We start from the raw sequence: 14,303 nt of genomic DNA on the forward strand, positions 1-14,303 counted from the left end.
AGATGCAGAGGAATCATCCCGATGCATGGGAGTGCAAACCCTTTGAGCGGACTGAACCCATCTCATCGTTTCGTCGTGGTCTACCGCGCAGAGAACCGTGAAATCCACGGTGCGGCAACGATTTGGCGGGGATGGATCGAACGCATACCGGATCCACGCCAGCGCGAAATGGACCGCCAGAAACCCGATCGGATCGACTTTCGCGATTTGACCGACCTGCCAAGACATATCGAAACGCTTATCGAGCGCTCGGACCCGCCGCCCGCGTCCACCCAAGGCAAGACCAGCCGCAGGAGACCCAAAGAATGATCACGCCGCACACGACTGCCCCCAGCGCCCAGCCCCATCTTTCTGCCCACCGCACCATCAGGGTGAATGCTTCGCGCGCCATGGTCGATCAACGCGAACCCTCGCTTTCATTCCAAATCTCCGCGCCGGCTTCGCAATATTTCGACGTCGTGATCGCAACCGACCCCGCCCTATTTGCCCCAACTGCCGCACACCGGCGGACGGCCAAGAATTTCCGCATCTCCCGGCAGGATTTCGAAGGCGAGGCGATTGAGATTGAAACGGGGTTCTACATGCTGCCGCGCGCCTTTTTGCGCGATGTCATTTCCCTCGACCCCCGCCCAACGCGGCTGTTCTATCTGGCCATTGGGTACGCAGACGACACAGGGCGCGATCCGGTGTATTCAACCGCGCTTGATCACCTCGACACCGCGCCTTCCGTGATCCTGTCTGAAAGCCTGTCGGCGGCAAGTCTCAGCCATGTGTTGGGTGTGAGGGTCGAACAATTGGGGCTTTTGGGGCGTTCGGGTCGCGTCGTTCGCCCGATGCAGGATGCGCAATCGGTGGAGATGCCCCGCATGATCGGTGGCTTACCAATTTCGCGACGCTCATCGCCTGTGCGCCAGATCGCGACCCCACCTAGTGATCCCGCGCCCGCGCCCTCCCCCGCTCCAATCACATCACAACCTGTGCCCGCGCCGATCCAGAATTCGGCCAAAGCACCCGTGGAAGACACCCCTCCAAAGCCGGTGCTACCGGAACCGCCACACCCGCCACACCCGCCACACCCGCCAGTGGCGTCAGATACACCCGCGCGCATGCCAACAGCCCCCGCTGCAGATTTCGTCGATGAAGACACGGCCTACGGCAACGGCGCAGGCGAAAGCCAGACCGACGGGTCCGGATTTCGCGATCTCGATGCATCACCGGCACCTTCCGCGACTGTCCCATACGACGATGGCTTTGGCGCGATGTCGTTTTCCGCACAAGAAACGGATGAAACGCCGATCCCGCCCCTCGACCCTGTGCCTAACACTGTGCCTGACCCCGTGCCTGACACTGTGCCTCACGCCACGCCCGCGCCGTCCCCGACCGCTCCGCCGCCCTCCCAGGCACCGGCATCGGGCGACGGCGCAGAGGCGCTTGTGGAACTCGCCATCCAGCGTGGTGCAGGAAACCGCTATGATGCGCTTAATCTCGACGGTGCATTCCGGGGCCGCTTTGGCACCGATCACCCCTACTATCACACCGCGCATGAAGGACTGCGCTTCGGGCCCCATCAGGCCAGTCAGGACAGCGGCGAATTGGGTGAGCTTTTGTCACTCATGCGCGAAGCCGATCCCGCCAGTTTCGACCGGATTTTCGGGGCCGAGAGTGAAGCGCTCATCACGATGACGACCGCTGCTGGTCCGGCGAGCCACGACGTGCCCGGCGGACGTTCCGCGCGGGTGCAACCCATTGCGGGCCATGATATCTGGGAGGACCCATGGGCGTCGCGGTTCCGCGAGGCCGGCCAGCACCCCCCTTTCCAATCCGCGATGCGCGCGCAGATCATTACACGGCGGTGGGAACCCGTCGCGCCTATCGGTGAGGCGCTCGGGCTGACAGATACCCAAGGCCGCGCCATGCTTCTCATGCTCGCGCTCCACCTCGGCGTGGAAGGCACCCGCCGCGCCGTTCGACACGCGATCAACCCGTTTGACGCACCCGCAAAGACCGCCGCAGCTTTGGAAGCACTCGGACATGCGAGCCTGGATGGCTACCAACGCGCCAAGGGCCTGCCAACCTCGGACAACATCGACGAAGCGACCCATTTCGCCCTCATCGCGGATCTACGCGCTCTTGGCCCCGACAGCCCGGTAGCCGTACCTGACCGCGAAGCCGCAAAGGACCTCCTGATCACGTCCCAGCCCCCCGGTGCTTTGGGCGATGCCCTCTTGAAACTGCGCACCGATACGGCGCTGGCCGATGGGGAGGTCTAGGCAATGACGCAAAGCCCGCTCGATCCGTCAATGTTGAATGCGGCCCTTTCCGAAAGCCCCGCCTATCGATCACTGCCGCCGGAGAAACAACGCGAACTGACCGCGACAATGTCAAAGGTGTTTGGCTATATCGGCGACGCGCCAAACCGCAATGCGCCCTCTACCCACCCCTTCGGCCCCAATGACCTCGACGGGTTGCGCGGCGATTTGGGCAATACGGGCGGCACACAGGGCGGATACGGCACCCAACCCGGACAGACGACCCAACAACCCGGCTCGCCCGCCGATCAGGCGACACCGGCCGATAGCGGCTCCTCCACCTTCCGCAACGCGGCCTCCGCAGCCAAAGAAACGCTCGGCGCAATCGGATTTCCCGACTTTGCCGCCTCCCTGATCCAAGGCACATTTCAAGCGATCGTCGACAGCTCCATCCAGCAGATGGAAGCCTACTCCAACCTCCTCGCCGAGACCGCCAAGACCGTCGACACCTTTATGGACGACAACATCTCCGAGGATATGGCGAAGGATCACCTGACGACGAATTACGGTGATATTTTCCAAAAGGACATCTCGAGCGGGCGCCCCCAAATGGCGGTCTCCACCGAGGCGGTAGGCGCAGGCTCCCTGCCCTCCTTCCTGCGCGACCTTGGCTTTGACAGCCCCGCGGATATCGACCAGCGCGCGGTCGAAGAGGTAGTGATCCCGCAGACCCGCAAAACGCTCGCCGAAATGCGCCACCAATCTCTGGCGACGATGGTGATGATGGGGATCAACCGGATCGTCGTGTCGGATGGTGAAATCAACGCCAAACTGATCTTTCACGTGGATGCCAACGAAAGCTCGTCCCTGACCTTCAACACCGAAAAACCCACCAGTTGGACGATGGCAGGTCAACTGGGTCAAAACGGTTTCGGCGCATCGGGCATTCTGGTCAACACCACAAATATCAACGCCCAGTCGGGCATAAACATCGACGCCAGCCTGACCGGCGAAGTCCGCGTCCGGTTCCGGTCGGACTATTTCCCGCTCGAACGGTTCGCCGATTCCGCGGCGATCCAGCTCATCAATCAACACTCCAAAGTTCCCGAGCCACGTCGCGAACCAGCCGCCGCGGGCACGCAGAATGGCCAGAACGCCCAAGGCGGCACAGGCGGTACAGGCGCGCTACCGCCACCGGGCCCCGGTGACACCGTTGGTTCAGGAGGCACATGATGACCCGGACATCCCTCTCCCAAACGCTCACCGCGCTCATCGACGGGGTCACCCCCGGCCATGACGGATTGACGGTGCAGGAGGCCCATATCGACCTACCCCTGATCGTGCGCATGGAACATGGGCCCACAGGTCCGGTTTTCACGGCCACACCGCCGTTTTCGATTTTCCACAGCGGGTTTGAACCTGTCACCCATCGCGCATCCCTGCGCGTTGAAACCATCGCCGCCGCCCCCGACGGGGCGGATCAACCGCAACCTGACAGCCTGCCGGACACCGGCGCGGAGTAATCCATGCCGCCGACAAATGGCTATCCAATCGAGGAGTTTCTCGAGGCGATCACCGCCCAGCTCGACCAGACCCAGGACGCGCTCCGGCTCAAGGCCGTCAACCGTCCGCTCACATTCGCGCTGAAGGATTTCAACGTCGATCTGAAGGTCTTTGTCGAAATGGACGCCAACGGTCGGGTGACATTCCGCCCCGCCGCGCCAAACGAGGAAGGAGCCAGCACAGTGACCATCGGTTTTACAACCATCACGCGGCCCATGATCGAAGAGAACACCATTTCGATGGAAATGGCGCAGGCGCCGGGCTTGGACGAACTCGGCCTCGAACGCGAGGATTCACGCCGGCTCGCCAAGATCGGGGTGCGCAATGCGGCCCAGTTGAAGAATTTCCAGCGCTCTGCAGGCGAAGATACCATGTCGCGCCACACCGGCGTGGACATCGCCAAATTGCGCAGTGCTTTGAACCTCGCACGCCCCCGTCTCGACGAAATCTCGCCCGACATTGGCGGTGCGGCGCCCGCACCGACACGGCCCCCTATCCAACCGCCAACAGGTGCATCGCCATGGGTGGACACCTCTCCGATGCCCGCCCCGACACCCACCCTGACACCCGCTCCGCCGCGCGAGCCGAGGCCCATAGCGCCCGACACGTCCGGCCTCGCGCCCCAGAACCTAACGGACCGGTTACGCGATCGCCTCAAAACCCCGCCCCAGACCCCCAACGCAAAGTCGCGCCTGAAACTCGCCAAGGGCGCAAAGGACATCCGTCTCAACGGCGCGAACCTGATCGAGGCCGGTCGCACGCCCGTTGCGCGTCTCGACGGGCGCACCCTGCCCACTTTGTCGGCCACACAAAGCGCCGTCGCATTTGGCATTCCCGAGGATGTTCGGGCCGGAACCCTCGCTGTTGAGCTGCCCGATGGCACGATCACCGAATACGACATCCACCGGGAGGACGGACAATGATCCGTGAGGGCCATATCCTGCTGAAACTGGCCGACGGGCATGAAACCCGGGCACCGGCCCATCTGGATGTCCTCGACGGGATCAAAAGGCCCGCGATCTCTGTCGACGGGTCGGGCCGCATCGATCGCGTCATTGCGGCCCATACCTCTGCGGTGCGGTGCCGGAGATGTTTTCATGCCCACGATAGCCTGTCGCACGTCGGGGCGCGCCACACCTGCTATGATAATGTCGAAATGACCCTCGGGCTGGATCGCGTGCTTTCAATCGAGATCGCCGATACCGATGCGACGCATAATCTGGTACGTGAGTTGCAGGACCTCGGCGCGGTTGACTGGGCGCTTGTAGAACCGCTCGCTGCGGCGCCGTTGCGCGCCGCTTCGTCGATGTCCAAGGCACGCCCCCATTCCCTGCGCGACGCTTTCGCCTTGATCGGCGCGCCGCAGGCTCTGGCCATCGAACCCGGTTCACGCACCATCCCTGTGGCGGTGATTGATACCGGCGTCGCGCTCGACCATGCCGAATTCGCCGGTCGCCTGCGGGTCGGCTATGACACGGTGGACCTCGGCATCGGGCGGGTGTCCGGCGATGTCTCTCTCGTCGGCGACAGTATGGGGCGCGATTTCTGTGCGCGTGACGAGACCGGGCATGGCACACATGTCGCCGGCATCATCGGCGCGCGTGGTCTGTCGATGCCCCATGGGCTGGCGGGACACTCACCCCTGATCCCTGTGCGCGCTCTGGCGGCGGCGAAATCCGGCGACGGGCCGGTCTTTGGCGTCGGCGGGCTTTCCGACATCGACGCGGCCATCAAAGTCGCCGTCGACATGGGCGCCCGCGTCCTCAACATGTCCTTTGGCACAGCCCGCTCCGAAGTGGATGAACACGCCCCTCCGCCCCATTCAGACGTCATCGACTACGCAAACGCGCGCGGTGTGATCCCCGTGGCCGCGATCGGAAACTCCGGCGCTGAGGAAGACTATTACCCCGCCGCCCTACCCGGGTGTATCGCCGTGGGCTCTGTCGGCCTGAACGGGGCGCATTCCGAATTTTCGACCATGGGGGCCCATATCGCGCTCTGCGCGCCCGGCGAAGACATCCTGTCGGCAGGACTGACGGGGTATCGCCACTCCACCGGCACATCCCACGCCGCACCGTTTGTCTCCGCAGCGGTCGCCCTGCTCGCGGCACGTGCAGAACGGCGCGGGCACCATCTCACAACTGGCGAGGCGCGCGAGGCGCTCTGCCTATCGGCCCGCCGCATGGGCGATCCCGACACCGCGACCGGATGGGGCATGCTCGACGTGCCTGCCGCGCTCGCCCACCTCGACACAATGACATTCGACGACGCACAGGAGGCCCGTCCATGACAACGCCAACCTTTCTAGACGAGGATGCGCATCGCGCCGAACTCAAACTACTCGCGCGGTTTTTGCTCCATCGCCTCGCCACCAAGAGTGAGCGCGACGCCCTGTGGCGCGCTGGTGGATTGGCCGAGGGTCAGGTCGCACAGACAGACCTCGAAAGCGAACTCGCCAGTATCACCGCCTCAACTGAAGAGGGCGACCGCGAACAAGCCTGTGAATCCGTGGCGGCCCTTGTGGCGCGCGGCATGCTGCGCACCCGCGTCCAAAAGCAAACCGGCACCTCATTGCAGGAAGAACAGCGCAAATGGATTTCCAACAATATCTCCGCGCATTCCTCCACCGTCCACCGCGCCCGCGCGATCTGGATGAGCGAAGCAGGTCTCGCAGACGAGCACCAACGCAAGATTTACGACCACGCCCTGGCATCCGCGATTGCGGGAACGACGGGCGAAAACCAACCCGGGCGTGAGCCCGAAACAACCCCAAACCATAGCGAAAAGGAGGATCCTGTTATGCTGGACCCAACCAATCTGCGGGAGGCCATCCTTACCCGCTTCAAATTCAATCTGGCCGGATTGCCCGCGTCCCTGCGCAATATCGAAAACCAGAAAATTTTCCTCGATGCGGTGATCCAATCGGTCGCCCTGCTCGGACATGAACCTGTCCCCGACGGAGAACCCGACGACAACCTCGAAGCGATGGTCTGGTCGAGCGCGACCGCGGGTCTTTTGCTCCTCGACGGGCATTACGATCCCCGCGATGGGCGTTTTTTCCAGAAAGTGCAAAAGGCGGTTGCCGAACTTTCCGGCAGTGCCGTCGAAACCAATTCGGTGGAAATCGACGGTCACGGGGTCAATATGTTCGCCCCCGACAAGGCCAATACCCAAAAAATCGCGGTGTTCTTCAAAACCGAAACCGCGCTACGTGAAAAAGGCGGAAGGCGGGATAAACTCTTCCTCCAATCCCTCGCATCGACATCGCGCAAAATGATCGACCGGTATGATGACCATGGCGGCGATGTGGAACACATGGGCTCACTGGCCGCTGCGGCCTATGACACGCATGTTTCCGTGGCCTCTGGCGGCGGCTCCAACGAAGGTGTGGCCAACGTCGAACTCCCGCCGTTGCACGATCCCAACGGATACAACGACGAGATCGAGCCGGACAACATCCGCGCGGTTTCCACCATCTACGTCTCCCATCAACTCGAGTTCATGATCAAGGCGTGCATGCGGATCGTCGACCTCTTCACCGCCGGACTGCTGCCCATCGCGGCCTCCGAAAGCAATGTGCGCGCGATAGATGATCTGGCGTGGAACCGCGATGATTTCCTCGACGAATCTGCACGCCGCTCTGTGCAGGCGCGTGTGCTCGGCGCACCGGGGGGACAGATCGCGTTCGACCAACAACCCAACGCGGAGTTCAACATGCTCCTGATGCGTGTGGTGTCTGCTGTGGCCGAGTTCGAGCGCGAGCAGAACATCATCACCCATTTCGACAATGCCGCACGCGGGGTCCGTTTTCAGGTCACCAGCGGCGAGTTCGTTCGCAAGGCGATCCGCGACTTTGCCGCCAATGCGTCCTTGCGCGGTTGGGCGGGAACGGCATTCACCGCCGAACGTCTGTCCGACCACATCAAGGCCGTGATGAAGGTGCTCAATCTTCCTGCTGTCAAAACCGCCTTTGGCGTCACCACGCCGTGGCAGGTTGTGGAACGGGTCTCACAGCGTGAATTCGGGATCACGGTCAACACTGTGTTGCACCGCACCCTCGCCGTCGAAACCCAAAACATCATGCGCATCATTGCCGACAACCACACCGTCTGGTCCGGCAGTCCCTTGGGCAAACCGCTGTTCTCGATCGGACAGGATGGCGAGGGTGATTTGTCCATGCAGGCCACCCATGAACTCATGGTTGCGAGCCAACATTTCCGCGCCGTCACGGGCCTCGGCGATGCGCAACTCTCCGAGTTCTCCGAACCCGAAGCGGCCACAGCCGTTCCGAGCCTGCCCGACATCGGCGGGATGGGCGGCGGCATGGGGGGATCCGTGCCCGGCGTGAATATGGACGCTGTCGCGCAGCTTCAACAAATGGCCAATTCCGGCACCACCGACCCCGATCAAGTCATGGCGCTCCTGCGCACCATGAATTGATCGCGGCCTGAAAAGGGAGTGGACAAAATGAACCGTTATCCCAGAGCCGCCGATGCGGCAAAGACGCTCCTGCATAGCGCCGCGCGGCGCATGATGACCGCCGATCCGACGACCGACGGCACCGTGAGCCGCGCGCTCGACCAATCGCTGGACTGGACGCTGGATCAACGCACCCGCGATCCGAGCACGGGACGTTCGTTCGAACCAACATTTGCCGAAAACGATGGCCGCGCCCTGTCGTTTCAGGTGCAGCCATCGGGGCACGGGTTCTCCCCCGCCGATCAACGCGAGATTACCGATGGCACGGCGCGCAGCCTGATCTATTCGCACTTCGGCGCCGAGCCGCTGCGCTGGTATGACGGACGCACCGAAGGCGTGCGATCACGCTTCGGGGTCTCGGCGGGTCTGGGCGCGCGCTACTCGCTCGGTCTGGACAATGAAGGGTTGCGCGAGGTTGCGGCGCATTACGAATGGGGTCCCTCGGTTTGGGACGTCCTGCCTGCACAAGTGATGACACTGGCCCGAACCGTACTCGACCACATGCCCTCCCTGTCGCCCTTTGCGACCACCGTGCGCACATCGCGCATGTCCGGCGGGCAGCAGATTTCCTTCGACATTCCCACGGAAACCTCGCTCGACGCTTTTCGCCCGCTGATGGAGGCCTTGGGCATGGGCAATAGGCATGGCGGGTTCATGACCCTTCTGGCCTTTGTGCTCGGGGCGCGGTTTTCGCTCCCCGCAAATGTGGCGACACTGACCCTGCTCAATTCGCAACAGGGCCCCGAAATGCGCCTCGACGTCAATATCGACGCGCTGCCCGATGTCCCCGAACAACTCCTGCCCCTCATGCGCCTACCGATGACAGAGCGACCCCAAAACCTCGCCGCGCTGGACCGGTGGATGACTGCGATGACGCCGGACGGCTACTACGGCCCCGGTTCGGTGACGGTTCTTTCTGTGCGCGTGAAACCATCCATGCCGGCGCGATTGGCGCTCTACCTGCGCCCTGTCTCAATGGATGACGCCGGCAACCTGCGCGCCGCCGATGGCAACCCCGCACCGACACCGCCTGCAACATCGCAAAGCTGGGGCCAACAGCCCCACGTCCACTGAGGGGGCCGCGCTATGAACCATGCCGCCCCTTCGCCGCACCACCGCGACCCCGCCGCCAAGGCTGGTCCCAATGATGCAACACTCGACCTCGTGCGCGCCAATGTGCAACGCGTCCTGACGCGATCGCCGTCCTTCAACGCGCTTCCATTGGCGACCCAACAACAGGTCGCACGCGACACCGTCAAATGCGCCCGCTACATCACCGACGCGGGCGGGGAAACCGCCGGCACGCCCTTTGCGGCCATCATCAACAACCCCGCCGCCCAACAGATGTCGGCCCCCGCGCGCCAATTCGCGCCCCTCCCGAACGAACCGACTGCTCCGGACACGCAACAACGAGACTTTAGCAACGCAGGCCAGGACTATAACCCCGCCGCCGCGAATGCTGCGGGCGACCAAATGGCGTCCCTCGTTTCGGCCGTAAATTTCCCCGACTTTGTCGCAGGCCTCATCGAGGGCGTTTTCAACGCCATCGTCCAGACCTCCATCCAACAGATGGAAGCCTACGCGGCGATGGTGGCCAATGTGTCGAAATCGGTCGACCAATACATGCAGGACAACGTGTCCGAGGCGCAGGCGATGGACAATCTCGTCTCCGCCCAACCCGACCTCTTTGAGCAGGATTTTTCCGGCGACGAGGCCCATGTTGCCCCCCGACAGGACGCCAATCCCGACCAGATGGGCGGGTTCCTGCAAAGTCTTGGCCTACCCTTCGATCTGGATGCGTCAGAGCCGGAAACGATCAAACAGGAAGTCGTGCCCGCAATGCGTAAAAGCATGGCGATGGATCGTCAGAAACTACTGGCCACGATGGTTCTGATGGGGATCAACCGGATCGTTGTCACCGATGGCAAAATCCAGGCCTCCGTGGTCTTCGATATCGATACCAAAGACGTCCTGCGCCGCAACAACGAGGTCAATACATCCTTCGAACAGGACTACAACCGGCGCCATAAAACCAAGTCGCGCGAAGGATTCTGGATCTTCACAAAATCCAAAACCACCGACCGTGCCCGCCTCAACGTGACGACGAATGTCGACACCAACCAGACCGATGAGAGCGAGAGCAAAACCAACCTCAAAGCCAAACTCACCGGCAATGTCGACCTGCGGTTTAAGTCCGACTACTTCCCGCTTGAAAAGATGCTCGACATGTTGGGCACCAATGAAACGGTCATCACCCAGACCGCCCAACAGCCCACCCCGCAACAGGCCCAACAAACTCAGGCCATGACACCACCGCCATTGCCGCCGCTCCCCGGAATGGGTGGCGCATGACCGACGCGCCGCTCTCTTCCTCGCTCGCGCTGGCACGATCCCTCTTGGATCGCGCCCGCCCGCATGCGGGGTTGGGGGCCGCGTTTTCCAATGGCAGCCCGTTTATCATTGATCTGCCCGACTATCATGGTGGCCTCGGCGCGCGCATTGACACGAACGCTTTGCGCACGCTGGCATCCCTGTACTTCAACGCCGAAATCGAGGGCACATACCTGCTCGCCGTCGCAGAGGAACTGGCCGGCGCGCGTTTCACGCTCAATCTCGACGACGTCGACGCCGCACGGCGACTGGAAGAGTTTGCCGCCGCCATGCGCCGCGAATGGGTCGACCGCACGCTGCGCAACCAGATTTTCGCCCGCGTTTTCGGCGTCGGCTACCCTGACGCCAACCTTGGCGAGGGGATCGTCAACCACGCGTTTGAACCAAACTTCGCCCGCCTTTGCCAAGCCTTCGTACAGGCCGCAATCGGGCCACCATATCAATCGTCTTCATCTGGAACCACTGCGATACTATCCATGTCTTTCAGCGCGTTATCCGGCGTTCTTGCGCCAAAACTTCAAGGCAACACCCTCATCGTCGCCGAACGGCTTACCACCCAGCTTCAGCTGGCCGTCGACACCCTGAATGCACCCGGTCTGGCGCGCCTCTTTATGGGTCGCACGGCATGGGACGTTGTGCGCGGCGTATTAGGTCAGGATCTGCCAAACCTGTCGGGCCATGTGACACGCGCGCAGACAGGCATGCGGATCATGGCGTGGCTCGCCGAGGCTGCACCCGCTCTGCATTCCGGCGACAGCGCCACGATTTCCGCACGTATCGCGGCGCAACCCCAGGTCGGTGACTGGGCGGCGCTCTGGCTCGACGCCTCTGGCCTGTCGCAACAGGCTCAGCCCACCCAATCGGGCTACGCACAGGCCCCCTACGGTAGTGGCCACGGGGCCCTCCAATCCCCCTATTACGGCGCGTCCGGCGCGCCGAGTGCTGCGGGGTATGCCCCATGAGTGCGCCCGACATCCTCCCCGCACCCTACAATGCCGCCCCTGCTGCGGACGGCATTGCGCCGCGCCGCGAAACTGTCTCCCTCGTGGCGAGCCAGATCGACGCGCTTTTGGGCCAGACACCCAGTTTCTATGCCCTCCCGCAAAGCGAACGGAAACAGATGCGCGACCAACTCACCCGTATCGGTGCCTATGCCGCCGAACTGGTGCGCGATGACTGGTCCCAGTCGAAAAGGCTCGGCCAAACCCCCCTGATCAAACAGGAAAAGACCTATCGGCCCGCCAACGCCCCAAAAGCCCCTGCGCACCAACAGGCGCTTGCCACCACGCAGGCGGCCCGCGCGGACCTGCGCACCTCCGCCACGAGCCAGGTAGCCGACATCACCCAATCGACTTTGAGGGCTATCGCATTCCCTACCTTCGTGGCTGACCTGATTAATGGAACCTTTGACGCCATCATCGGCGCGACCATCAAACAGATGCAGGCCTTTCAGGAGCTGCTCGCCAATGTGTCTAAAACACTGGACGAGTTCATGCGCGACAATGTTTCCGACAATCAGGCGCGGGACTACCTCGTGCAGGCCTATCCGGGTCTGATGCAGGTCGATACCTCCGGCGACGCGCCCCGCATGGCCCTCACGGAGGGCGGCGAAGACCCGTCGACAGAAACCTTGGCGGGCATGCAGGCACAACTCGGCCTGCCTGATCCTGTCAGCGACCTCGACGAGGAGATGATCGAGGAACGTCTGGTCCCGGCTGCGCGACGCAAACTCGCACAGTCACGCCTGCAAATGCTCTCCTCCATGGTGATGCTCGGCCTCCAGCGCATTGTCATTCGCCACGGGCGCATTCGCGCAACCATGGGATTTCACATAGACGCCTCCGACCGCGCCCACGCCGAAGAAGCATCGACATTCGACTTCGCGCACCAGAACTCCGTCCAAGGCATGTTCTATGTCGCCTTCTCCGCGCGCACCTCGGTGGCCTATGTGTCCTCCCAACAATCCGACAGCGACAGCGCGATCAACGTTCAGGCCGACCTGACCGGTGAGGTCGATCTGACGTTCGAGAGCGATTATCTGCCCCTCAACCGGCTTGCTCGCGCCGAGAGTATCGAGCGTATCCGCCAGAACACCCCCAATCCCGAAGGCAATCACCCTGTGAACGCCGCCGCCGGAATGACGGCTCGCCAGACCGGCGGTCCAACGGCGGCACAAACCGTCTCCGACCGCGCGCGTGCCCATGCCGATGCCCCCGCGCCCAGCATCGCAGACGGGCTGATCGACGCGGCGAGCAGTGCCGGTAGCGCGGCCACAGGGGCCGTGACAGATGTCATCGGCTCGGCCGTAGGTAGCGCAATTTCAGGAGCAGGTTCATGACCGCGAAGGTAAACTATTCCCCCGACCCGACCGGCGACACGCCTCTCCCCGGCCCGTTTGGCGAAGCACAAGGCAGCGAGATGCACACACCGCCTGCCGTGGCCGCTCTGGCCGCCGGACAGGTCAAAGCGATCCTTGAAAGCGCGCCATCGTTCTACCAATTGCCCGGCGAAACCCAGTCGAAACTCAAGGACGACCTGGAGAAGATTTCAACCTATACGGCAACGCTCATCCACGACGATTGGACGCAATCCGAAAAGATCGGCCAAAAACCGGTGATCCGCGAAAGCCGTGTGATCGAAGGGGAGATGAGCCAACAAAGTGCGCCCCAGCCCCCCAATACCGCCCCCTCACGTGCACAGGGCGTTCAGGCCCGCACATTGGCCGAAGGTTTCCAGCCCGGCGAGGACGGCGAATTCAACCCCGTCGCGGCCTCCTCTGTCGCCCGTATTACCGAAGACACGTTGAATGCTATAGCGTTCCCTACTTTCGTCGCAGATCTGATCAAGGGAACGTTTCAGGCCATCGTCGACAGCTCTATCCAGCAAATGGAAGCCTATGCAGAGCTGCTGTCGAACGTCGCCAAGACGGTCGACGAATTCATGGCCGACAACATCACCGACAATAACGCCCGCGACTACCTCGCCGGGGCCTATCCGCAGGTCATTCGCCTCGACACGAGCCAAGGCCAGCCACGCCTCGTGCCCACCGACACCGCCGACGAGGCGGCGCAGCCGAACTACCGACAGGACCTCAACGTTGCCGAAGATGTCGGACAAGACAGCGACCAGATCGAAGCAATCCTCGTGCCGGCCGCGCGCCGGAAAATCGCGCAGAGCCGCCAACAAACCCTCGCGACCATGGTTCTCATGGGCATGAACCGGATCGTGGTGACACGCGGACGGATCAAGGCGGCCATGGGGTTCCGTATCGACACCACGGACACAAGCCGCTCGGAGCACGCCTCCAAATTCGACACGCAACACGAACAAAAGGCCTCCTACGGCTGGTTCCTGTCCCCCGTCAAAGCATCGATGAAGACAACGGTGTCCTACGTGTCCTCGTCCAAGAAATCATCGGAGTCCGAGATCGATGTCTCCGCCGATCTGACCGGCGAAGTCGATCTGAGTTTCAAGTCCGATTACTTCCCGCTCGAGCGGTTCGCCGACACCGCCGTCATCGCGCAAATCCAACAAAACACGCCCAATCCGGGCGCCAACAAACCGATCACGGGCGCGCCGGGTGGTGGCGCTGCACAAAGCTGACCCGTGACGCATCAAATG

The 14,303-nt window shown here is 62.6% G+C and carries 12 protein-coding genes; all 12 read left to right on the top strand.

What is annotated here, in order from left to right; genetic code table 11:
• Window positions 1–42: 42 nt before the first annotated feature.
• The 12 genes from ABD815_RS14160 to ABD815_RS14215 are packed head-to-tail and all read left to right on the top strand — an operon-like array spanning window position 43 to window position 14,285.
• The gene (locus ABD815_RS14160) at window positions 43–309 is read left to right on the top strand and encodes a hypothetical protein (RefSeq protein WP_344848126.1); all 267 of its coding nucleotides are present in this window, start codon (window positions 43–45) and stop codon (window positions 307–309) included.
• Window positions 306–2,270 carry a hypothetical protein gene (locus ABD815_RS14165; protein WP_344848129.1) on the top strand — a complete coding sequence of 655 codons (1,965 nt, stop codon included), beginning with the start codon at window positions 306–308 and terminating at the stop codon, window positions 2,268–2,270. Before ABD815_RS14160 ends, ABD815_RS14165 begins: the two co-directional genes overlap by 4 nt.
• Before the next feature lie 3 nt (window positions 2,271–2,273).
• A complete protein-coding gene (locus tag ABD815_RS14170; RefSeq protein ID WP_344848131.1) occupies window positions 2,274–3,482 on the top strand; it encodes a hypothetical protein in 1,209 nt (402 codons plus the stop codon).
• Window positions 3,482–3,772: a hypothetical protein gene (locus ABD815_RS14175; RefSeq protein WP_344848134.1), complete on the top strand. Its 291-nt coding sequence runs from the start codon at window positions 3,482–3,484 to the stop codon at window positions 3,770–3,772. Before ABD815_RS14170 ends, ABD815_RS14175 begins: the two co-directional genes overlap by 1 nt.
• Before the next feature lie 3 nt (window positions 3,773–3,775).
• Window positions 3,776–4,735 (top strand): hypothetical protein, encoded by a 960-nt coding sequence (locus tag ABD815_RS14180; RefSeq protein WP_344848137.1) that lies wholly within the window; start codon window positions 3,776–3,778, stop codon window positions 4,733–4,735.
• Entirely contained in the window at window positions 4,732–6,102 is a 1,371-nt protein-coding gene (locus ABD815_RS14185; protein WP_344848140.1) for a S8 family peptidase, read from the top strand. Before ABD815_RS14180 ends, ABD815_RS14185 begins: the two co-directional genes overlap by 4 nt.
• Window positions 6,099–8,252: a hypothetical protein gene (locus tag ABD815_RS14190; protein WP_344848143.1), complete on the top strand. Its 2,154-nt coding sequence runs from the start codon at window positions 6,099–6,101 to the stop codon at window positions 8,250–8,252. Before ABD815_RS14185 ends, ABD815_RS14190 begins: the two co-directional genes overlap by 4 nt.
• A 27-nt stretch (window positions 8,253–8,279) precedes the next feature.
• Window positions 8,280–9,365: a hypothetical protein gene (locus ABD815_RS14195; protein WP_344848146.1), complete on the top strand. Its 1,086-nt coding sequence runs from the start codon at window positions 8,280–8,282 to the stop codon at window positions 9,363–9,365.
• A gap of 12 nt (window positions 9,366–9,377) precedes the next feature.
• Window positions 9,378–10,643 (top strand): hypothetical protein, encoded by a 1,266-nt coding sequence (locus ABD815_RS14200; RefSeq protein WP_344848149.1) that lies wholly within the window; start codon window positions 9,378–9,380, stop codon window positions 10,641–10,643.
• The gene (locus ABD815_RS14205) at window positions 10,640–11,644 is read left to right on the top strand and encodes a hypothetical protein (protein ID WP_344848152.1); all 1,005 of its coding nucleotides are present in this window, start codon (window positions 10,640–10,642) and stop codon (window positions 11,642–11,644) included. The genes ABD815_RS14200 and ABD815_RS14205 overlap by 4 nt, the downstream gene beginning before the upstream one ends.
• Entirely contained in the window at window positions 11,641–13,020 is a 1,380-nt protein-coding gene (locus ABD815_RS14210; RefSeq protein WP_344848155.1) for a hypothetical protein, read from the top strand. The genes ABD815_RS14205 and ABD815_RS14210 overlap by 4 nt, the downstream gene beginning before the upstream one ends.
• Entirely contained in the window at window positions 13,017–14,285 is a 1,269-nt protein-coding gene (locus ABD815_RS14215) for a hypothetical protein (protein ID WP_344848157.1), read from the top strand. Before ABD815_RS14210 ends, ABD815_RS14215 begins: the two co-directional genes overlap by 4 nt.
• The last annotated feature ends 18 nt before the right edge of the window (window positions 14,286–14,303 follow it).

It is taken from the genome of Celeribacter arenosi, assembly GCF_039539485.1.
GTDB lineage: Bacteria > Pseudomonadota > Alphaproteobacteria > Rhodobacterales > Rhodobacteraceae > Celeribacter > Celeribacter arenosi.